The 20,727-nt window shown below is 63.8% G+C and carries 16 protein-coding genes and 2 pseudogenes; 5 read left to right on the forward strand and 13 right to left on the reverse strand.

From position 1 onward, the window contains the following. Nucleotides 1-6: 6 nt before the first annotated feature. Nucleotides 7-909, reverse strand: coding sequence for a hypothetical protein (locus GYH34_RS18740; protein WP_244635399.1), 903 nt, complete (start codon nt 907-909; stop codon nt 7-9). A 311-nt stretch (nt 910-1,220) separates the two neighbouring features. Here GYH34_RS18740 and GYH34_RS18745 point away from each other — a divergent pair, with 311 nt between their 5' ends. The 4 genes from GYH34_RS18745 to GYH34_RS18760 all read left to right on the forward strand — a co-directional run bounded on the left by GYH34_RS18745 (nt 1,221) and on the right by GYH34_RS18760 (nt 5,721). Then, nucleotides 1,221-2,501 (forward strand): glycosyltransferase, encoded by a 1,281-nt coding sequence (locus GYH34_RS18745; protein ID WP_244635400.1) that lies wholly within the window; start codon nt 1,221-1,223, stop codon nt 2,499-2,501. A 428-nt stretch (nt 2,502-2,929) separates the two neighbouring features. Beyond that, nucleotides 2,930-3,763, forward strand: a complete 834-nt coding sequence (locus tag GYH34_RS18750; protein ID WP_244635401.1) for a glycosyltransferase family 4 protein — start codon at nt 2,930-2,932, stop codon at nt 3,761-3,763. Further along, on the forward strand, nt 3,760-4,857 hold the full coding sequence (locus GYH34_RS18755; protein ID WP_161915141.1) for a dehydrogenase: 1,098 nt from the start codon (nt 3,760-3,762) through the stop codon (nt 4,855-4,857). The genes GYH34_RS18750 and GYH34_RS18755 overlap by 4 nt, the downstream gene beginning before the upstream one ends. Nucleotides 4,858-4,969: 112 nt before the next feature. Next, a protein-coding gene (locus GYH34_RS18760; protein WP_161915142.1) for an IS5 family transposase occupies nt 4,970-5,721 on the forward strand; the annotation gives its coding sequence in 2 pieces (ribosomal slippage) (nt 4,970-5,300 and nt 5,300-5,721; 753 coding nt in all). A 13-nt stretch (nt 5,722-5,734) separates the two neighbouring features. Here GYH34_RS18760 and dhbA read toward each other — a convergent pair. From dhbA to GYH34_RS18820, 12 genes and pseudogenes are all read right to left on the reverse strand, one after another. Beyond that, complete coding sequence (gene dhbA, locus GYH34_RS18765; protein WP_256367051.1) at nt 5,735-6,505, reverse strand: 2,3-dihydro-2,3-dihydroxybenzoate dehydrogenase; 771 nt, start codon at nt 6,503-6,505, stop codon at nt 5,735-5,737. 28 nt (nt 6,506-6,533) lie between these two features. Continuing rightward, entirely contained in the window at nt 6,534-7,403 is an 870-nt protein-coding gene (locus GYH34_RS18770) for an isochorismatase family protein (RefSeq protein WP_161915143.1), read from the reverse strand. A gap of 20 nt (nt 7,404-7,423) precedes the next feature. After that, a complete protein-coding gene (locus tag GYH34_RS18775; RefSeq protein WP_161915144.1) occupies nt 7,424-9,040 on the reverse strand; it encodes a (2,3-dihydroxybenzoyl)adenylate synthase in 1,617 nt (538 codons plus the stop codon). Further along, nucleotides 9,037-10,224: an isochorismate synthase gene (locus GYH34_RS18780; protein WP_161915145.1), complete on the reverse strand. Its 1,188-nt coding sequence runs from the start codon at nt 10,222-10,224 to the stop codon at nt 9,037-9,039. The genes GYH34_RS18775 and GYH34_RS18780 overlap by 4 nt, the downstream gene beginning before the upstream one ends. Nucleotides 10,225-10,346: 122 nt before the next feature. After that, the gene (gene entS, locus GYH34_RS18785) at nt 10,347-11,678 is read right to left on the reverse strand and encodes an enterobactin transporter EntS (RefSeq protein ID WP_244635402.1); all 1,332 of its coding nucleotides are present in this window, start codon (nt 11,676-11,678) and stop codon (nt 10,347-10,349) included. Continuing rightward, nucleotides 11,675-14,110: pseudogene (locus tag GYH34_RS18790) on the reverse strand (amino acid adenylation domain-containing protein); the annotation flags it as partial. The pseudogene GYH34_RS18790 and the gene entS, both read right to left, overlap by 4 nt. Before the next feature lie 37 nt (nt 14,111-14,147). Next, entirely contained in the window at nt 14,148-14,492 is a 345-nt protein-coding gene (locus GYH34_RS18795) for a condensation domain-containing protein (protein ID WP_161915146.1), read from the reverse strand. A 56-nt stretch (nt 14,493-14,548) separates the two neighbouring features. After that, nucleotides 14,549-14,758 (reverse strand): MbtH family protein, encoded by a 210-nt coding sequence (locus GYH34_RS18800; protein ID WP_161915147.1) that lies wholly within the window; start codon nt 14,756-14,758, stop codon nt 14,549-14,551. Then, nucleotides 14,751-16,412, reverse strand: coding sequence for a PepSY-associated TM helix domain-containing protein (locus GYH34_RS18805; RefSeq protein ID WP_161915148.1), 1,662 nt, complete (start codon nt 16,410-16,412; stop codon nt 14,751-14,753). The genes GYH34_RS18800 and GYH34_RS18805 overlap by 8 nt, the downstream gene beginning before the upstream one ends. Before the next feature lie 9 nt (nt 16,413-16,421). After that, entirely contained in the window at nt 16,422-16,706 is a 285-nt protein-coding gene (locus GYH34_RS18810) for a hypothetical protein (protein ID WP_161915149.1), read from the reverse strand. A gap of 2 nt (nt 16,707-16,708) precedes the next feature. Beyond that, nucleotides 16,709-16,972, reverse strand: a complete 264-nt coding sequence (locus tag GYH34_RS18815) for a hypothetical protein (RefSeq protein ID WP_161915150.1) — start codon at nt 16,970-16,972, stop codon at nt 16,709-16,711. Nucleotides 16,973-16,982: 10 nt separating this feature from the next. After that, entirely contained in the window at nt 16,983-19,271 is a 2,289-nt protein-coding gene (locus GYH34_RS18820) for a TonB-dependent siderophore receptor (RefSeq protein ID WP_161915151.1), read from the reverse strand. Nucleotides 19,272-19,660: 389 nt separating this feature from the next. On the opposite strand from GYH34_RS18820, the pseudogene GYH34_RS18825 reads away from it, so the two are divergent. After that, a pseudogene (locus GYH34_RS18825) lies at nt 19,661-20,724 on the forward strand (IS630 family transposase). Nucleotides 20,725-20,727: the final 3 nt, after the last annotated feature.

Raw genomic sequence — 20,727 nt, forward strand, 5'->3', positions numbered from 1 at the left:
CTTGTTTCATCTGAAGAAGGAATGCGCTCCGGCTCGCTTGCCGACTCGCGTCCGGGCCGCTCTCGAGAGCTCTTTCCAGGCGCCGGCGAATACGTCGTGTGAAGGGAGGGTGATCGCCCCGGCCCAGTGGGCGAGATAGATTTCCTTGCCTTCCGGATCGAGCGGCTTGCCCTTCGAGAAGGTGATCCCGGGGGCTTTGTAGTAGTTCTCATGGGAGGCGTTCTCGACGCAATGCGGCAGCAGCGCGGTCTTCAGCCCTCGCCTGTGCACGACGAAATTCATCAGCGGCTGCGCAAATAATTGGCCTCGCTTGCGAACCGCGTGGAAAATGTCGATGTCGCTCCGAACCGTCTCGAGAACATCGGAAAGACTCAGAAAACGGCTCGACGTGACCCAAAACCCGTCGTTGAACAGTAGTGCGTCGTCCAAGAACGCGTAGTTTTTCCGGTTTTCGTTGTAGACATATTCGAAGCTCGGCGACGCGACGATGAATTCTCTTTTTCCGCTTTCGAGCCGACCGAAAACCGGTCTCAGATCGCGGAAAAGGATCACGTCGACGTCGACATACGCTACTTCGTCGAGCGCGAGCGCGAGCGCCTGCAACTTGCGAAGCCGACGCCGATGGGAGTTGAAAACTCCGGGATAGAGCTCGTGCGACAACCGGTCGACCTCGACGGGCTCGCTCTCGACCATTGTCACGCCATAGACCTCGGCCGCATGTCTGGTCAGAGCCATGTTGTCGTCATACGGGATGAGATAGAGCGGCAGCCCGGCGTTGGTCTCGTGATAGCTTTCCAGAAAGGGAAGCAACCAATCGATCATCTTGTCATTGGCGACGATCGCGACACCATACCGACAATCGCCAGCCGGCGATGGATGGAACCCGGCTCCAGTCATCAACTCTCCCATGTTCCTGCGGTCGACCGCATCGGATGGCTCTCGCCTCGCGAGCGGCGCCGCACTCGTTCGAATCGGCGGTCCCTCGCAACTCGAGAGCAGCGCCTTTAGCACAAGGGCCATTATCTATAGTTCAGAACCTGAGCGGAAGCATAAAGTCCATCATATGGCGGAAGAGAGGCCATTCTTCGAACGGCGCGCTCACCGCATTTCGATAAAGTGTCAAATTCAAATCGAACTCGAAATTATTCAGAAATACTTCGCCTCGGCAAATCCGCTAGAGGGGCGCAGGGGGCTGTTCCGAGAGAGGCTTCTTGAGTAGCATGTTGCAATTCGGGCGATCGAGAACTTCCGATTTCATTCCGTCGGGCCGCCGCTACCGGCTCGATGGGAGAACGGTCGCTATCGCGCATCCGGCGTGGTCTTCATGCGGCACCTATCGCGTGATCTTCAGCCAGGCTATGGCGTATCGCGCGCTCGGCGCGCGCGTCGTGTCGATAGCCTTGATGGACGCGCCGACGGCCGACGCGCCTCATGGCGACCGTTGGCGCCGGTATATTGCCGAAAGCGGCGATTTGCCGGTTGATAAGCACTATCTGTCCGGCCCACCAACAGGCAGCTGGACGAACGTCTCATTGCTCAAAAGAGGGTGGTGGCCGCTGATCCATGGCGATCAGGCGTCGTGGCTCATCGAGCTCAGCAAGCAGACGCCTCTGCCGATGGGGATCGGCGACGAAACAATCGATCTCGTCCACGCCAATCATTTTTTCACGCTACCCTTTGTGCGTCGATTGCTTCGCAATCGTCGTGCGCCCGTGGTCTTGGAGACGCATGACGTCCAGGCGTCTCAATTCGTGTTGCGCAACCGAGATGGCTTCTTCGTGCCGCCCTATGTCGGCTTCCACGAACTTCTCGCGGTCGAGCTCGAGTGGATGAAAAAGGCGGACTATTGCGTGCATCTCAACAGCGAAGAGCACGACACCTTCCGGCGGCTTCTGCCGCAAAAGCGCCACGCGCTCATCTATCCGGCGGTCCCCCCGGCGCGACCGTCGTGCGGAGGCGATCGAATTTTGACGGTCGCCAGCGGGCACTACCCGAATTATCTCGGAGTGAAATGGCTATTGGAGGAGGTGCTTCCGCTCGCGCCAGGCGTTTCGATCGACATTTTCGGGGACGTCGATAAAGCGGTGCGGGCCCGCGACAAATCGCTTTTCGACGCTCATCGAGATCTGTTTCGGGGGCGAGTCCCGCAGATCGAGTCGGTTTACGAGCGGGCCGCTTGCGTGCTGCTCCCGACATTGGAGGGACACGGACTTTCGATCAGGACGGCGGAAGCTCTTTCCAGCGGCGCTCCCCTCATTGCGACGCCGGTCGCGTTTCGCGGCTTAGAGGTCGGCGCGCAAAGGCTTCACAATGTCACGATCGCGGCGGACGCGCCGAGCTTTGCGGCGGCCTTGCGCGCCGCTCACGCCCGCATCGACGACGGCGTCGACATTATGGAGAGCGCCACGAGCGACACGCGCCAATTCTTCGACTCGGTATTCGGCTTCGACGCTTACGTCGGTGCTCTCGCGGAGATCGCCGCAATGATGTTGCCGGCATGAACGAACCGATTGTCGGACGTCAAACCGAGCCTTCGGCGCTTCTCGGCAGGGAAGTGGCGATCGTGCATCCCGCTTGGCATTCTTGCGGGAGCTATCAGTCCATCCTCGGTCAGGTCGAGGCATATCGCGCGATGGGCGCGCATGTGTCGATGGTCGCCGTCAGCACCGATCCAGGCTTCATTCCCGAACGCTCATGGATCTGGCGGTCATATATCGAATCGACGCCGGAGCTCGATTGCGATGCGCGCTTTTATGCCGGCGCGCCGTTGAGCGCCCTTTTCTGTCCGAGCTTCGTTCGCGACGTCGTTTGGCCTTATGCGCATGGCGATCAAGCGATCATTCGAAGGGCGCTCGCGGAGCAAGCGCGATTTTCGAAGAAGCTCGCTGAGCTGTCGTTCGACGTCGTTCACTGCAATCATTTTTTTCTGATGCCTGTCGCGAAGCGCCTCTCCGACGGGCGCTCACCAATTCTTCTCGACAGCCATGATCTTCAAGCCCGCCAGTTCATGCTCATGAACAAAAATATTCCCTGGCTACGCCCGCACGCGACCTATGAGGCGATGCTCGCTATCGAGCTCGAGAGCATGCGCGGGGCCGATCTGCTCTTGCATGTGAACATCGAGGAGCATGAAACATTTTCACAGCTCTTGCCGGAGAAGCTTCACGCTTTGCTCTATCCGGCGGGGCCGGAGGCGCCTCAGGGTCCAGGCGGCGACGACATTGTGATAGTGGCGAGCAACAATACCGCTAATGTCGAAAGCGTCGTCTGGTTCCTTCGCGAGGTTGCGTCGAGGGCGCCAGAGATCGATATCAAAATCATCGGCAACATAGATCTCGGAATGCGCTCGGCAGCGCCCGAGGAATATAGGCGCTATCGCGACTGCTTCGTGGGGCGAGTGGATGATGTGCGATGCGTTTATGAGAATGCACGACTCGTTCTGCTGCCTATGGTCGAAGGCTTTGGCCTGTCGATCAAGACGCTGGAGGCGATGGCGAGCGGGTTGCCGATGATCGCGACATCGGCTGCGCTGCGCGGGATGAAAGACGATGTGATGGGTTTGCGCGAGGTGACGATCGCCGATGATGCCGAGTCGTTTTCGCGCGCGCTGAAGCGGAAAGCTCGTGAGCCCCGTCACACGGAAGCGCAGAGACGAGCGAGCGGGGTAAGAGCGTATTTCGACGCTAATTTTTCGCAAGCTGTCTATCGCCGCAATCTCGAAGCATTGGTCGGATCTCTTCTAGAGAACGGACGTCGGCGATGAAGCCGCGCCACATCGGTTCCGACGCTGCTCCCACCGGATTGCGAGTCGCGGGAGTCGCGCCAGGCGGGACAATTCGCTCCCGCGCGCCGCTGCGCCTAGGCTTCGGCGGCGGCGGCACCGACCTTTCGCCGTTTTGCGACTTGCACGGCGGCGCGGTGCTGAACTGCACCATCGATCGCTACGCATATTGCTATGTGAGCTCGCGCGACGATATGAAGCTGGTGCTGGATGCTCGTGACAGAGGCGTTGTCGAGGCCCATGCCTTCGGGACGCCGATCGACAGCTCCGGCGGGCTACGGCTGCATCGAGGCATATATAATCGGTTTCTGCAGGATGGCTTCCTGTCGCGATCTCGCGGCGTCACGATCGTGACGACGACGGACGCGCTCGCGGGATCGGGGCTGGGAACGTCGTCGGCGCTCGTTATCGCCATTTGCGAGGCGATGCGGGAATATGCCGAAGCGCCTATCGGACTGTATGAGCTGGCGCATCTGGCGTTCGAAATCGAGCGTCGACAGCTTCGGCTGGCGGGCGGCAAGCAGGATCAGTATTCTGCTGCGTTCGGAGGCGTCAATTTCATCGAGTTTCTCGAGAAGGATCGTGTGATCGTCAATCCGCTCCGCGTGCATAGGAATTTTTTGCTCGAGCTCGAATCGTCGCTGGTCATTTGTTTTACCGGGCTGTCTCGGGAGTCGGACACGATCATCCAAGCGCAGATCAGCAGATTGAACTCGAATGATGAGGACGTCATCGCAGCGATGATGGCCCTGAAGGAGGCGGCTTTCGAAATGAAGGCCGCGCTGCTCGCCGGAGATTTGTTCACCTTTGGAGAGATGATGAATCGGTCCTGGCGCTTCAAGAAAAGCACGGCGACGACAATTTCCAACGATCGCGTCGAGCGGCTGCTGAATGTCGGACTCGAGGCCGGCGCCTATGCCTGCAAAGTGTCGGGAGCCGGCGGGGGCGGCTTCCTGATGTTTATGTCGGAGCCGGAGAGCAAATCGGCCGTGATGCGCGCGCTGAACGCTGCGGGTGGGGAAGCGACGCCGGTGCGACTGACTGGAGATGGCGTCGAGGTGTGGACTCGACCCTGAGGCGAGGATCGACCGCTCGGCGGCAAAAGGCGATTTAGCGGTCCCCCGGATTAGCTAGGGCCTGTTGGGATTCAGGATTCCCATTTTTAGCTTGGCGTGATTCAAGCTTTGGATGGATCGATTCGTATTGACGGACGCGCAGTGGGCGAAGATGGAGCCGCTCTGCCTCGGCAAGGCCAGCGATCCCGGCCGCAGCGGCAGGGATAACCGACTTTTCGTGGAGGCGGTGTTGTGGATCGTGCGCACAGGAAGTCCCTGGCGCGATCTGCCGGAGCACTTTGGCAACTGGAGCACCGCATACACGCGTTTTCGCGACTGGGTGAAGGCCGATGTCTGGCAGCGAATGTTCGACGCGGTCTCTGAAGAGCCCGACATGGAATATGTCATGGTCGATGCGACAATCGTGAAGGTCCATCGCCACGGTCAGGGCGCAAAAGGGGGACTTCGAGCCAGGCCATAGGCAAATCCAGAGGCGGCATGACCACAAAAATTCTGGCGCTCACCGATGCGGTCGGCAATCTCGTGCGCTTTCGTCTGATGCCGGGGCAGCGTTTCGACGCCGTCGACGTGCCTCCGTTGATCGAAGGATTGTCTTTCGCGGCGCTGATCGCCGACAAGGCCTTCGACAGCAACGCCATCATCGCAGATCTCGACGAGCGCGGCGCCAAGGTCGTGATTTCACAACACCCGCGCCGCAGTCAGCCGCGCAAAATCGATCTGGAGATGTATAAATGGCGGCATCTGATCGAAAATTTCTTCGGTAAGCTCAAAGAGTTCAAACGCATCGCGATGCGAGCCGACAAGACAGATCAGAGTTTCTCCGACATGATCTATCTCGCTGCCGCCGTGATAAGCTCACGGTGAATCCCAACAGGCCCTAGGCCGTGAGTATGGCGCCGCCATCGACGACAATGTCCTGCATGACGATATGGCTCGCGAGGTCCGACGCCAGAAAGGCGATGACATTGGCGATCTCTTGCGGCGTCGCGATTTTGCCGAGCGGTATGCCGAGCTTGAACGCCTCTGGAAATCCGGCGACGACGCGCTGCTCGGCGTCCGGCGCACGCCACAGGGAGCGCTGCATGGGCGTATCAGTCGAGCCAGGAGAGACGAGATTGCATCGCACTCCGAAGGGCGCAAGCTCCAGCGCGACGCAATGCGTCAGGCTGGCGAGCGCCGCCTTCGACGCGCAATAGGCCGCCATCGACATGCGTGGAACATGCGCCGCATTGGAGCCGACTGTCACCACGGCGCCGGAGCGCTGGCGCTTGAATTGCGCGATCGTGTTGCGGAGCAGATGAAAGGCGCCCGAGACATTGACGTCGAAAGACGCGCGCCAATTCTCGAGGCTCACCTCCTCCGTCGCGCCGAGACGCAGAATTCCCGCCGCATTGACGAGCACATCCAGCCGCCCGGATTCGTCCAGCAGATGCGCACAGGCGCGCTCGGCCTGCGCGTGATCGGCGAGGTCGACGACGAGCGTGCGAAAGGGATAGCGCGCTTCGGCGAAGGCTTTGTCCAGCCCGACGACATTCGCGCCCAGCGCGACGAATGTCGTCGCGGCGCAAAGGCCGATCCCCTGCCCAGCGCCCGTCACCCAGACGCTCTTGCCGTCGAAACCCATCTGCAAGCTCGGTGCAGAATTCATCTCGCCCCTCCTTTCGTGACGATGGTGGTCACGCCGCTGCGAGCTTGCGCTCGATCAACGCCCACCAGCCGTCGAGCGTCGGATTATCGGCGAGATCGACGAAGCCGATCTCGACGCCGAGCTTGCGCCATTCTGTCACCAGCGTCATGACGCGAATGGAATCGAGCCCATAGTTCATGAGATTTTCGTTTGGATCGAAAGTCTCCCCGTCGAGCGAGATGAGGGATCGCACGCGGGTCTCGACTTGCGCGCGCGTCAGGCGCGGCGCCGGCGCGCCGATCAGCGCATCCGCGGCGGCGACGACGCCGCAGCGGCCGGCGACAAGACGCAAGGTCATGTCGTGGTCTTCGGGCGAGAAATCGGCGATGGCGTCGCCGACGACGAAGGTCTCGATATCGCGCATGAAGGAATCGAGCGCTGTCGTCAGGCATCCGATATGCCCATAGACGCCGCAGATCACGAGCTGATCGCGCCCCCACTCTCTCATCATCGCTTCGAGCGGCGAGCGCTGGAACGCGCTGTAGCGCCATTTGACGAGCACCGTATCGTCGCTTTCGGGCGCGAGCGCGGCGGCTATGTCCTTCAGCTGCGGATGCGCGTTCAGTCCCGGCCCCCACATATCATTCAGTAGACCGCGATCCTTTGGGCTCTGGTCGATCGGCTGCGCCGTGTAGACGACAGGAACGCCGCGCGACTTGCAGAAAGCGCGCAACGCCGCGACATTGGCGACGAGCTGCGCGACGAGCGGACTCTCATCGCCGAAGAAATGCAGGAAATAATCCTGCATGTCATGAATGAGCAGCACGGCGCGCTTCGGCGCGAAAGTCCAGCCGACCTTGTTCTTCGGAAAATCCTCGGGCCGCGGCAAAGAATAGGTCGGAAGCCGGGGAATGGCCATTGTCGTTTCCTCTCCACGCATCAGGAAGCGGGTCTGCTCGAGACGAGATCGCGCAAGGCGCGCTTGTCGATCTTGCCGGCGGCCGTGACCGGCAGCCGCTCGAGAAATTCGAATCGATCCGGCAGCTTGAATTCCGCCACGCCGAGCGCGCGCAAATGTTTGCGCAGAGCGAGCGGCCGCACATCGCCGCGCGCCACGACACAGGCGCAGCTCTTCTCGCCCATCAGCGCGTCGGGAGTCGCGACCAGCGCGGCGTCGGCGACTTGCGCGTGCGTCAGCAGCAGATTCTCCAGCTCCTTGGCCGCGAATTTCTCGCCGCCGCGGTTGATCTGATCCTTCTTGCGTCCGACGACTTGAATATGTCCCGTCTCTGTCATGCGCACGAGATCGCCGGAGCGGTAGAAGCCCTCGGCGTCGAAGGCGCGGGCGTTCTGCTCGGCGGCGCGATGATAGCCGCGGAATGTGTAAGGCCCGCGCGTCATCAATTCGCCGATCTCGCCGGAACCGACGGGCGCGCCCTGCGCATCGACGATCTTCACCTCGTCGTCCTCGCACATGGGCCGTCCCTGCGTCGTGAAGATCGTCTCCTCGTCATCATCGAGGCGCGTATAGTTCACCAGCCCTTCGGCCATGCCGAACACTTGCTGCAAGCGGCAGCCGAGCGTCGCAGGAATGCGCCGCGCGACCGTATCGGCGAGCCGCGCGCCGCCGACCTGCAGCAGGCGCAGGCTCGAAAGCGGCGCCTCGTCGGCCACGGCCTCCAGCCAGAGCATTGCGATCGGCGGCGCGACGGCGGCGATGTCGACGCCATGGCGGCGGATGAGATCGAAGCAGACGGATGGGCTCGGGTCCGGCGCCAGCACGACTGTTCCGCCCATGTGAAACACGCCGAGCGCGCCGGGCGAGCTGAGCGGAAAATTATGGGGCGCCGGCAGCGCGCAGAGATAGCGGCTATTCTCGGTCAGGCCACATATTTCGGCGCTGCGGCGCAGGCTGTAATAATAGTCGTCATGCGTGCGCGGAATGAGCTTTGGCGTTCCCGTGCTGCCGCCCGACAATTGCAGAAGGGCGACCTCTTGTGGCGCGGAGCCGCGCAGCTCTCGCGCCGAGACGTCGTAGCGACGCTCAGCGAAAGGCGCGAGGCTTTCCGCATAAGACGTCTCGCCGAGAATCTGCACGACGCGCAGCGCCGGAATAGCGATCTGCAAGGCTTCGACATAAGCGCCATTGGCGAATAGCGGATGCCGCGCGCAGGCGATGAGCAGCGCGGGGCGTATCTGATTCGCATAGGCCGACAGCTCGAGGCGGTTATGGCTGAACAGCGCATTGACCGGCGCGACGCCGATCTTCAGCAGAGCGAAGAACACCGCGTAGAATTCGGCGACATTCGGTAGCTGCACGAGCGCCGTGTCGCCGGCGCGCAGGCCCTGGCGCGAGAAGCCGATGGCGAGGCTCGTCGACCAGGCGTCGAGCTCTGCGTAGCTGAAGCGGCGCTCGCCGCAGATGATCGCCGTGGCGTCGGGCGCGATTTCCAGCCGCTTCGTGAGGAGAGCAGTCAAAGGCTCGCCGCGCCAATAACCCTTCTCGCGATAGCGGCGCGCGAGAACTTCGGGCCAGGGAGTGAAATCGACGCTCATTGCGCGATCCCCCGCTCGACGCCGAAAGCGCGCAGCATGGTGGCGAGCTTGGCTTCGGTCTCCGCCCATTCGGCGCGCGGGTCGGAGGCCTCGACGATCCCCGCTCCGGCGAACAGGCGCACGACCATCTCGTTCACTGTGCCGCAACGAATGGCGATCGCCCATTCGCCATCACCGCTCTCATCGCACCAGCCGACGATCCCGGCGAAGAAGCCGCGATCGAAAGGCTCCAGCCGCTCGATCAGCATGCGCGCTTGCGCGGTCGGCGACCCACATATGGCCGGCGTCGGATGCAGCAGGCTCGCGAGTCGCAGAGCGGAGAGACGTCCGTCGGCGAGCTCGCCGGAGATAGCGGTCGAGAGATGCCACATGGTCGGCGTGTTCATCAGCGCCGGCTCGTCCGGGATGCGCAGCTCGGCGCATAAGGGCTCGAGCAGACGACGAATTTCGTCGATCACGAGCCTGTGCTCGAAGTTATCCTTGCTCGATTGCAGGAGACGGCGCCCGACGCGCGCGTCCTCTTCCGGCTCTGCGACGCGCTTCGCCGAGCCTGCCAATGGATTGGAGCGGATGGAGCCGCCGATCTTGCGGATCAGCAGCTCGGGACTCGCGCCGAGCAGAACGCCGCCGTCGGGCAAGGGCGCATGGAAATGATAGCCGGCGGGATTTTGGCGCCGCAGAATTTCGAGAATCGCGACGGCGTCGACACGCTCGGCGAATTCGATCTCGAGAATGCGCGACAGCACCGCCTTGCGCGCATGGCCGTCGCGAAAATTGGCGACGGCCTGGGCGACGGCCTCCTCGAAGCCGCTCTGTCCCGGCACGCTGCGATACCAGAGCGCGGGAACACTGGCCTTCGCCTCCGGCGCGCTCGTCGCCATGCGCGGCGCGCTGATGCGATGCGTCTTTGGCGCGAAGAGGAAGGAGGGCTGACGCGAGTCGAAGGGGATAGCGCCGACGACGATCGGATGATCCTGTCCCGCGCGACGCGCTCTTGCCAGCGCGGCGTCGACCGCCGCCTGTAGAACGCTGTCTGCGCCCCCGCCGCCGATCGCTGGCGTGCGTATTCGCTCGAAAACGCCATAGGCCTCTATGGCGAAATGGGGCGAGCTGAACAGAAACGACGGCTTTTCGGCCTGCGCCGAAATCTCTCTGGAAGGCCTTTCTGCGACAATCGCGTCCATCGGAGCGCTCCTTTGTGGACGAATGAGATCGGTCGAGCGGGACGCGCGCTCCCAGCCGCGGCGGCAGGCGCCGCCGCGTCAGCGAAGAAAGCGGTCCCTCGTTTGGTTCTGAGCGTCGCGCCTCAACCGGAGGGCGCGAGGCTCTGCTTTTCCTTTTCGATCGCCGCGCCTTCGGCCGCGGGTTCGGCCGGCGATCGGCGCAACGCGCCAAAGACCGCCGCCATCGGCAAGAAGGTGAGAAGAGCCGCGAGGCCGAAGACGCCCACCGCCGGCGCGGGCGGGAGCATCCCTCCGAGCAGACCGAGCAGGAGCGCGCCGAGCGCGTCGCCCACGATGAATTGCGCGGTCCAGAGTCCGTTGACGCGCCCGCGCAGCCGGTCCGGCGTGTTCTTCTGCACCAGCGTGAATTGCAGCAGCGAGACGATGGAGCCGAGATAGCCGTAGACGACGAGGACGAGCAGCGCCGGAACCAGTCCGCCGACTGCGCCGAGCGCGGCCAACGCCGCGAATGCGGCCGCGGCGCAGGTGAGCAGAGCGAGGCCCGGACGCGCGAGGCGCGCGACGAAGCCGCTCGTCGTCGCGCCGAGAGCGGCGCCGAGCGGAACGGCGGAATACATGAGCCCCGCATCGGCCGGGCCGTCCCCATAGGCGCTCGCGAGCGCCGGAAACAGCACGCGCACGCCGCCGGCGAGGCTCGCCAGCGTCCCCACCGCGACCACGGCGCCGACGATGCGATTTTCGAAAAGATAGCGCACGCCCGATAGAAGCGCGCGCGCCGGCGTCTCTGGGCTCACTCCTTCGGGCGGCAGCGGCGGCAGGCGCAGCAGCGGCGCCAGCGTCGCCAGCACGCCGGCGGCGGCGCAGGCATAGGTCCAACCGACGCCCGCCGACATGATGAGCAGGCCGCCGAGCGCCGGCGCGGCGACGCCGCCGAGCCGCATGGCGATCATATTGAGCGCGCCGGCGGCGGCGAGATTCTCGCGTCCGACGATGGCCGGCGTCGCGGCGAGCAGCGCCGTCACGCCCAATGCGCTGAAGAAACCGTCCCAGGCTGCGAGCGCATAGACGACGGCGAGCGAGGGCGAGACCGCAAGCCCGTTGAGGGCGAGCGCGACGAAGCCGAGGCCGCAGGTTCCGCGCGCGAAGAGGATGAGCTTGCGGCGGTCGTGGCGATCCGCCAGCACGCCGCCCGCGAGGAGGCCGACGAAAGCCGCGACGCCGCCGAAAGCGACGACGAATCCGGCGGCCGCGGGTGAGCCGGTCAGCTGCAACGCCTGCACGGGAACCGCGACGGTGAGCAGGCCGAGCGCGAACAGCGACAGCGTCCGCGCCACGAACACGACGCGGAAATCGCGATTGTCGCGCAACAGGCTGAAATCGGTCAAAATGCGAGATTTGGTCATGTTGGTCCGATCGCTGGAGAATCTGCGGAAGAAGCGTGCGAGGGCGCTCATTCGGGACCTCGCTTCGCGTCGATCGTGACGAGAATCTCGTTCAGCGCGGGGCCGAGTTCCCGCAGCATGCGCGGCGAGATGATTTCGGTATGCGGACAATCGAAGGCGACGAATTTCAGCGCGCCGACATAGGGCCGCCAGGTCTCCTCGACGTCCATGCCTTCCGGCAGAGTGCGCAGCGCGACGAAGAGCGTCGCCTCGCCTTCGTAGCGAGGCGTCCGCGCCGAGGCGAGAAGGCGGACCGAGTCCTCGTAATTGGCCATGATATGGCCAAACATCTCCGCCTTCTCGCGCGCGAGCGTCGAATCGAGCGCTTCTTGCGAAGCGTCCATGAACAGCGCCTTCTCGCGCTCGATCTCCGCTTCGCCCGCCGCATCGAGCGGCTTGCTCCAATCCTGGATTTCCGACGGATAGGTGTCGAGCAGGCCGAGAAAAGCGATCTCCTCGCCCTCCGCCGAAAGCCGCGCCGCAATGGCTTGCGCCACGACGCCGCCGAGCGAATAGCCGAGCAGCCGATAGGGACCGCGCGGCTGAATCTCGCGCAGCGTCGCGAGATGCCGGTCGCAAACGTCCTCCATATTGCGGCAGGAGGCGATCGGCCCCGAAGGCCGCGGCGATTGCAGCGCGATCACCGGCCAATCGCTGCGCAGATAGCGCGTCAGCACGCCGAATTGCCAGGAGAAGCCCGAGGCCGGATGGATGCAGACGAGCGGCGGCCCCTCGCCCGCGCGCAGTCGCAGCGTCTCGGCGAAGCCGGCGCGGCGATCCTCCTCGCGCCGCTCCGCGAATAATTCGCGCGCGAGGCTCTCGACGCTCGGCGCGGCCATCAGCTGGCCGACCGAGACGGAGACCTTCATCTCGCGCTGAGTATCCGCGGCGAGGCGCATCGCCAGCAGCGAATGTCCGCCGAGCGCGAAGAAATCATCGTCCGCGTCGAGCTGGTCGACGCCGAGCGCGCGAGCGAAGAGATCGGCGAGCGCCATCTCGACGCCGGGCGTCGGCTTGCGTCCGTGGCGGCGCGGCGCAGCCTCCGGCTCCGGCAGCGCCTTGCGATCGAGCTTGCCGCTGGCGGAGAGCGGAAATTCCGGCAAGCGCACAATAGCCGTCGGCGTCATATGCGCCGGAAGCCTCTGCGCCACAGCACGGCGCAGCGCCTCGACGTCGATCTCGACGCCCGCGACCACATATCCAATGAGCCGCCGTTCATCCGCGCCGACGAGGCCGCCCGCCGCGGAGACTCGCGCGACGACCGCCGCCTGTTCCACGCCAGGCTGCTCGGCGAGGACGCTCTCGATCTCGCCGAGCTCGATGCGCTGGCCGCGAATCTTGATCTGATCGTCGCTGCGCCCGAGATAGTCGAGCGCGCCGTCCGGCCGCCGGCGGACGATATCCCCGGTGCGATACATTCGCTCGCCCGCGGCCTGCGGATCGGCGACGAAACGGCTCGCCGTCAGCGACGGCCGCCGCAAATAGCCCTCGGCGAGCTGGACGCCGGTCAGATAGAGATCGCCGGCGACGCCGATCGGCGCCTCCCGCAGCCAGGCGTCGAGCACGCGCACGCCCGTGTTCCAAACGGGCCTGCCGATCGGAACGCCCGTCGTCTCGAGGCCCGCGAGGGCCGCGCCGAAGGCCGGTTGAAAGGTCACGTCCACCGCCGCCTCGGTCGGACCGTAGAGATTGTGCAGCGGAACGCCGAACAGCGCCCCGAAGTCTTCCGCCAGCTCGCGCGACAGCGCCTCGCCGCTGCAGAAGACGCGGCGCAGACTCTCCGCCTCGGCGGCACGCGCGGCGTCGGTCGCCGCGACGAAGGCGGCGAGCATGGAGGGAACGAAATGCAGCGTGGTGACGCGATGCGCGCGGATGAGCCGCAGAATCTCCGCGGGATCGCGATGCGCCTCCGGCGGCGCCATGACGAGAGCCGCGCCTGCCATCAGCGGCCAGAAGAACTCCCAAACGGAGACGTCGAAGCTCGATGGCGTCTTCTGCAGCACGACGTCGCCGGCGCCGAAGCCATATTCGTGCTGCATCCACAGCAGCCGGTTGACGATGGCGCGATGCGAGACGACGACGCCCTTCGGTCGGCCCGTGGAGCCAGATGTGTAGATCACATAGGCCGGATCATCGGGCGTGACGGGAGAGACGAAATCCGCCTCCTCCGCTTCGTCGATCTGCGGCACGAGGTCGAAGGCGAGCAGCGGCGCCAGCCCCTCGAACCGGCTTGCCGACGCCTCGTCCGTGACGATGAGGCGCGGCGCTCCGTCCTCGACCATGAAGTGGAGACGCTCGTCGGGATAGCTCGTGTCGAGCGGCAAATAGGCGGCGCCGGCCTGCTGCGCCGCCATCAGCGCGACGGCGAGCCGCGCCGAGCGCGGCAATGCCACCGCGACGAGATCGCCGCGCCCGACCCCGGCCTCGGCGAGCGCGCGCGCCAATCGCGCAGCGTCCGAGGCGTCTTCAGATCGTCGCGCATCAGCCGCTGCGCGGCGCGACCGGATCGGCTTCGCCTGTCAGATCGATGAAGTCCGGCTCCGGCAGATCGACCGCTTGCACATTGTTCGGCACGAGCTGCGCAGGCCCCTCCTCCGTCTCCACGAAGTGCGCATGGACGAGATCGGCCTCCGCGAGCCCTAGACGGACCGCGGCGCTGAAGCAGGCGACGTCCACCCTGCCGTTCAGCTCGACATATTGCGCGACGACATAAGCGTTGGCGGCGGCGGCGAGCTGCTCCGCCATCCATATGCCGGGCTGCGCCGCGACGAGCGGAAGCGTCTGTGCAGCCGCGAGCGGCCGCTCTGGAGCGATGTCTGCGAGCACGATCAGTCCTTTGAAAATCGAAACGTCACGAAACAAAACAGGCGCGAAACGACGCGTCAGCCGGCCTCTGCGCATGGGCGCATGTCGATCCAATGATCGTCGACATATTGCATGCATTGCAGGCGCGTCCCCGGACCGAAGACACGGCGCCATCCTTTCGGATCGGCGGAGAAATCGGGCCACAGGCTGTATTGCGCCCGGGAGTTGACGAGAACGACGAAGCTCAGACGCTCGTCGTCGAAGGGATTGATCTGCGCGTCATCCATGGATGTCGTCTCCTTCACCAGCGCCGACCGCAACAGCGCATCCGCTCGAAGAAACTGGAATTGCGGAGCCTGGGGCCGGCTCCTGCCCTCGCGTCGACCAGACGCTGTCCGACGGCCCCAGCTCCACGCGGCGCGCCGTTACGCGCGCCATAGCCACAAAGCAGAGCGCCGCGCACAAAGCGACGATATCGACGCCGACACTGATCGGATCGGCCGCCGCCCAAGGCCCGAGGCTTGGCTCCGCCAGAGCGACCGCGCTGGTGAGGGGAAGCGAGAGAGCGCCGACCGCCGCGACATAGGCCAGCTCGATTCCAGCGCGCGCCGCGCCGCGCAGAAACGCGAAGGCGAGAACGCCGAAGAACACGGCGTGATAGATTCCATGTCGCCACGCCTCGACGTCCTCGACATGGCCATAGAGCCATTTGGTGGAGGCAATGGCGAAAGAGAGCGCGCAGACGCATCCTGAGCACACGCCGATCGACGCCGCCGCCATGAGGCGCGAGGCCGTCGTTTGCATGACCTGCTCCCCATGGCGACGCACGGTCCGCCGACGCGATTCGATCCATAAAAGATTGCCGGAATAGAACAGGAAGGCGCCGGCGAGGCCGAGGAAGAAATAGGCCCAGCGCACGGGCTCGCCACCATAGCTGCCGAAGTGCAGCGCGAAGAATGGCGATACGGCGGCCGTCCAGCCGCTCTGCTTCTCCGGGAGATAATCCACATTGACGACTTCTCCGGTCGCGCCACGCACGACGGCGAAGCCGCCGCCACGCGACAGAAAGCGCGGATCCTCTCCGACGACGCGCACCAGCGCGCCGCGCGTATCCGCGTCGCGATAATGCAGGCTGATCGGCGAGAACTGCGGCGAGACGGATTCGACGGCCGCGGCCAATTCCGCGACCTTCTTCATCGGCGCCTTCTGCTCGTCGCGCTTTGCGCCTCCGAAAGGGCCGGTCGAGCGCATGATCGTCGGCAGCCTGCCATCGTAGACGACATGATCCAAAGCGTCATAGATCGGCTCGTGCAGGCCGAACACCACCGCTGTCAGCGCGATGACGAGATGGAAGGGGAAGCTCGCGACGCCGACGAGATTATGCGCATCGAGCCACATTCGCTTAAGATTCGCGGTGAGTCGTAGCGCCAGAAAATCCTTGGCGATGGAGGGCAGAACCAGCATGAGGCCGGAGACGAGCGCTAAGGCATAGACGGCGCTCACGACGCCCATCACGGTCGTTCCCGTCTCGCGGTCGAGAGGGAGGCCGGCGGTTCGATGGATCGAATCCACAAAGGCGCCGACGCCGAAAGCGTTCGAGCGCTCAGTGCGCAATTCGCCGTCCGCGCCGAGCGTCGCCGACCAGACGACATCGTCGTTGCGGCTCTTGCGCCAAGTCAAGCGGGCCGGCTCGTTCGCTGTCGCGAGCCGGAGCGTGAAGTCTTTGGCCGCCTCGGGCCGCGCCGCCAATGTCTTCTCGATGAGACGATCGGCGTCCTCGGTCGCAATGGAGCCGCCGGTGGGAGGCGAAGCCCAATGGGAGAGCGGCTCCGCGAAGACGGTGAGCGCGCCGGCGTAGAAGCAGACGAAGAGCAGCATGCCGGTCACAATGCCGGTCCATGTGTGAACGCTCTTGTAGAGCCGCAAGATCTCGCCGCGCATGTCTCGTCCTCAGTGCAGAAGTCGCCGACAGAGATAGAGTCCGCCGAAGGCGAGAAGATTGGCGCCGCCCAGCCACAGAAAGGCGGCGCGTCCGCTGCGAAACAGAAAGACGAGACTGGCGACGCCGAGCCAGATCGGCGCAACGAGCCACATGACGAATTGATATTTGTTGCGCGCCTCGAGGCCGCCGGGGCCGGCGACGGCGAAGAGGCCGGCGAGAGCGACCGCCAATGTGAAGCCCAGCGAAGTGCCGGCCACGCTTTTGCTCAGCCAATCGGAGCGAAACTCGGCCATGCCTATTTCTTCCCTTTCAGAGCCACGAGGCTCGGCAGCGCGATCAACAGCGGCATCAGCGCGGCGAGCGTCGCGAAGAAGGCGGTCGAGGATTCGAGACGTATCGTCCAGACCAACCAAGCGGCGAGGAGAAAGGCCGCCGCAAAGAGGCCCGCCTTCCGCCACCGAAGGCGCGAGAGCGATTGGCGCGGCGAGGCGAGATAGAGACAGGCTGCGCCGGCGACGACGAGGGCGAGAGCCGATGAAGTGATGAGCGCCGCCGACATTTCGCTGTCCTCAGAAATCGACAGTCGCGGACAGGAGAACCGTTCGCGGCGAGCTCAATGTGACGATGCCATCCGCGAAATAGGACCCGGCCCAATAATTGTGATCGAGCAGATTATTCGCATTGGCGCGGAAGGTGACCTTCTTGTCGAGCAGCTGTGTCGAATAGCGCAGGCCCGCGTCGAGACGCGCCCATTCGGGAATTTTCTGCGTGTTGGCGGAGTTGACGAATTGCGCGCTCGTGTAGACGACGCGCCCTTCGAGCGTCAGCCCCGGAACGAAAGGCGTATCCCATTCGCCGCCGAGATTGACCTGCCATTTCGGCGTGCCATATGCCGTCTTGCCGTCGAGCTGGCCATTCGCCGTCTTGGTGAGCACGCCGATCGTATAGGAAGCGCCGCCGAGAATGCGCACGCCTTCGACGACCTCGCCGAACACACTCCACTCTATGCCCTGGTTTCGCTGGCGCCCGTCGGAATTGTAGACGTTTCCGCTCTTGATGAGGCTCGGCTTCTCGATCTCGTAGAAGCTCAGCGTGTTGGCGACCGTTCCGGCGTCCCATTTGACGCCCGTCTCGATCTGCCGCGATTTATAGGGCGGAAACATCTGATTATAATTCGCAGCCGCCGTGTCGGTGACGCGGTCGCCCTGGGTCAGGCCCTCGATGTAATTGGCGTAGAGCGACATGGGTATCGGCAGAGGCTTGATGATGAGGCCGAAAGCGGGAGTCACCGCGCTGTCGTCGTAATAATTCGTCTCGGCGCCGGTCGTCGTATTATAGCTCTTCGTCTGAACACGCTGCGCGCGCAGGCCGAGAATGAGCTGCGCGCGATCGTCGAAAGCCGAGAGCGTATCGGCGAGGGCGATGCTCGACAGCGTCGTATCTGTCGACTTCGGCGCTTCTCCCGGATCGCGCGCCATGAGCGGCGTGACGGGAAAATAAATGCTCGACACAAAGGTCGAGCTGCGCTGAAAGGTCGAGCCGGTCTTCGATTCGAGATTGGCCGCGCTCAAAGACAATCGGTGGCCGATGTCGAAAGTTCTGAAATCGGCGCGCAGTCCGCCTTGAAACGAAATCGTGTCGGTATAGCCGCGCAGATTAATGGCGGTTCCGCTGTAGCGGCCGAGGACATTGACATTGGTCGCGACGGTCGAATTCGTCAGCCCGTTGAAGCGCGCGTCGATCGCGCCGGCGCTCGCGAACAGGGTGACATTGTCGGCGAGATCATATTCCACGCGCCCCATGGCGCCGGAATTGTTCATTCGGCCAGAGAGTCCGCGGAAGATATTATTGCTGGAATCCGGCGCGGCGGCGACGCCGGTTCCGGTGAAGCTCGCCATCATCGGGACGCCGCCGCGCGCGATCTCCTGGTTGAAATAGGCGTCGAGCGCGATGCGCAGCTTCTCGCCCCGATAGTCGAGCGCGAGCGCCTCGAGCCCGCGTTCGCGCGATTGATAGTCGAGCGTCGTGTCGCCGCCACGATAGGCGCCATTGAAGCGAACGCCGAAGGCGTTGTCCTGGCCGAAGCGCCTACCGACATCGATATGCGTTCCGAATTGCGAATTCGACGTATAATCGGCGGTGACGCTCGTCACGGGCGTGTCGCCGGCCTGCTTGGTGACGAGATTGATCGATCCGCCGACGGCGCCATAGGGAGCCATGCCGCTCAACAGCGCGGCCGGCCCCTTCAGCACCTCGACGCGCTCCAGAAACTCCGTCGGCACGCGGCCATCCGGCGCGACGCCATAGAGTCCGTTGAGCGCCGTCTCGCTGACGAGAACGGAAAAGCCGCGAATGCGGAAATTCTCGCGGACCTGACCGGAAGACACGGTGAAGCGCACGGAAGGATCATTCTCGAGCACGTCGGAGAGCGTGCGCGCCTGCTGGTTCTCGATGAGCTTCGACGTGTAGCTCGTCACATTGAAAGGCGTGTCGAGAAAATCGCGATTGCCGAGCATTCCGAGACGCGCGCCGCGCGCGGCCTGGCCTCCCGCATATTCCTTCGGAAGATTGCCGAGCTCGGCTTGCGATGGAGCCGGAAACAGCACGGGCGCCGCAGATGGCGTCGCGCCGACGGGCGGCGAAGGCGCGCGCCTCTGCGCCGGCGTTGTCGCAGCACGAGCTCGCGCTCGCCCGACATGCGCGGCGGCTGCGTTCTGCCGAACGACCGGCCGCGGCTTCTCTTTGGGCGCATCGACTGCGACAGCGGGCAATGACGTGACGCCCGGCTCCGCATGCGCGGGGCCATCGACGCCGAGAAGCAAAAGCGCCGCCGCGCTAAGCAGCCTGCCCCCATCCATGCAGCTATCGGGCCGTGATTTTACTTGAGACCGACTGGATATCCGAGGCAAGCGAGGGCTGCGCATTTCGACATATACCTTATTTTGCTCATATATCGTAACTGTATTAATAGTATTAACCGAAACCCATGAGGTCAATAGTGGCGACGCTTATATTGAAACAGTTACGAATAGCAATTTGTATATATTAAACAAAAATATGTGCGGCATCAGCGCCCAAATGTGGAATTGTTATACTTTCAAACAAGCGCAATCCTCGGGCTCGGCCGGCCTCTCCGACGTGATCGCTCGCGCCGACTTAGACCAACCCTCCGAGAGGCCGACTCACATGAGGGATTTCCGAGTCGCCTGAAATTTGATTCGACCTGGCGAACACATGGAGGTTCGTCATGGCGGCGGCGATTGGGCTTCGGGGCGATTACGACGCACGCTCCTTGCGGGCGAAGCGAAGCGTTCGAAGGGCGGGGCGCAAGCGCGCCGTCTTCTCGCCCTGGCGTCGGTCTACGACGGCGGCGCGCGCAGCGAGGCGGCGAAGATCGGCGGCGTCACTCTCCAGGTCGTTCGCGACTGGGTGCGGCGTTTCAACGCCGAGGGGCCCGACGGGCTCGTCGACCGCAAGGCGCCCGGAGAACCCCTCGCGGCTCGACGACGCACATCGCGCCGCACTGGCGGCGCTCATCGAAGAGGGGCCGACGCCTGCCATTCATGGCGTCGTGCGCTGGCGGATCGTCGATCTATGTCAGTGGCCATTCGAGGAGCTTCGCGTCGTCGTCTCGGAACAGACCATGAGCCGCGAACTGTGCAAAATGGGCTATCGCAAGCTGTCGGCGCGGCCGCGTCATCATGCCCAGGCCGAAGGCGCTATCGAGGATTTTAAAAAAGTTTCCCAGCTCGTCTGGAGGAAATCGCGCGCGAAAAGCGCGTCGCCTCCGACAAAATAGAAATCTGGTTCGAGGACGAGGCGCGCATCGGCCAGAAGAACAAGATCACGCGCCGATGGGCGAAACGCGGATCGCGGCCGAGCGCGCCCCACGATCAGCGCACCGCCTCGACCTACATATTCGGTGCCATCTGTCCAAAGGACGGCAAGGGCGCGGCGCTGGTTCTCCCCGCCTGCAACACCTATGCGATGAGTCTGCTCCTCGTCGAAATCAGCAAAGCTGTCACGCCAGGCGCCCACGCCGCTCTCGTCATCGACCGCGCCGGCTGGCACATGACCGACAAGCTGGTCGTGCCGTCCAACATCACGCTTGTTCCGTTGCCGGCGAAATGTCCAGAACTGAACCCGGCCGAAAACGTCTGGCAGTTTCTGCGCGAGAACTGGTTGTCCAACCGCGTCTTCAAATCCTACGACGATATCGTCGATCATTGTTGCGCCGCCTGGAACAAGCTCATCGACCAGCCGTGGCGCATCATGTCCATCGGGCTGCGTGAATGGGCGCATGGGTTTTGATCA

This window comes from Methylosinus sp. C49, from assembly GCF_009936375.1.
Taxonomy (GTDB): Bacteria; Pseudomonadota; Alphaproteobacteria; order Rhizobiales; family Beijerinckiaceae; genus Methylosinus.

Coding starts and splice junctions, on each gene's coding strand:
- GYH34_RS18740 (WP_244635399.1), bottom strand. CDS start 909: ATGGGAGAGTTGATGACTGGAGCCGGGTTCCATCCATCGCCGGCTGGC.
- GYH34_RS18745 (WP_244635400.1), top strand. CDS start 1,221: ATGTTGCAATTCGGGCGATCGAGAACTTCCGATTTCATTCCGTCGGGC.
- GYH34_RS18750 (WP_244635401.1), top strand. CDS start 2,930: ATGCCTGTCGCGAAGCGCCTCTCCGACGGGCGCTCACCAATTCTTCTC.
- GYH34_RS18755 (WP_161915141.1), top strand. CDS start 3,760: ATGAAGCCGCGCCACATCGGTTCCGACGCTGCTCCCACCGGATTGCGA.
- dhbA (WP_256367051.1), bottom strand. CDS start 6,505: ATGAATTCTGCACCGAGCTTGCAGATGGGTTTCGACGGCAAGAGCGTC.
- GYH34_RS18770 (WP_161915143.1), bottom strand. CDS start 7,403: ATGGCCATTCCCCGGCTTCCGACCTATTCTTTGCCGCGGCCCGAGGAT.
- GYH34_RS18775 (WP_161915144.1), bottom strand. CDS start 9,040: ATGAGCGTCGATTTCACTCCCTGGCCCGAAGTTCTCGCGCGCCGCTAT.
- GYH34_RS18780 (WP_161915145.1), bottom strand. CDS start 10,224: ATGGACGCGATTGTCGCAGAAAGGCCTTCCAGAGAGATTTCGGCGCAG.
- entS (WP_244635402.1), bottom strand. CDS start 11,678: ATGAGCGCCCTCGCACGCTTCTTCCGCAGATTCTCCAGCGATCGGACC.
- GYH34_RS18800 (WP_161915147.1), bottom strand. CDS start 14,758: ATGGATGACGCGCAGATCAATCCCTTCGACGACGAGCGTCTGAGCTTC.
- GYH34_RS18805 (WP_161915148.1), bottom strand. CDS start 16,412: ATGCGCGGCGAGATCTTGCGGCTCTACAAGAGCGTTCACACATGGACC.
- GYH34_RS18810 (WP_161915149.1), bottom strand. CDS start 16,706: ATGGCCGAGTTTCGCTCCGATTGGCTGAGCAAAAGCGTGGCCGGCACT.
- GYH34_RS18815 (WP_161915150.1), bottom strand. CDS start 16,972: ATGTCGGCGGCGCTCATCACTTCATCGGCTCTCGCCCTCGTCGTCGCC.
- GYH34_RS18820 (WP_161915151.1), bottom strand. CDS start 19,271: ATGGATGGGGGCAGGCTGCTTAGCGCGGCGGCGCTTTTGCTTCTCGGC.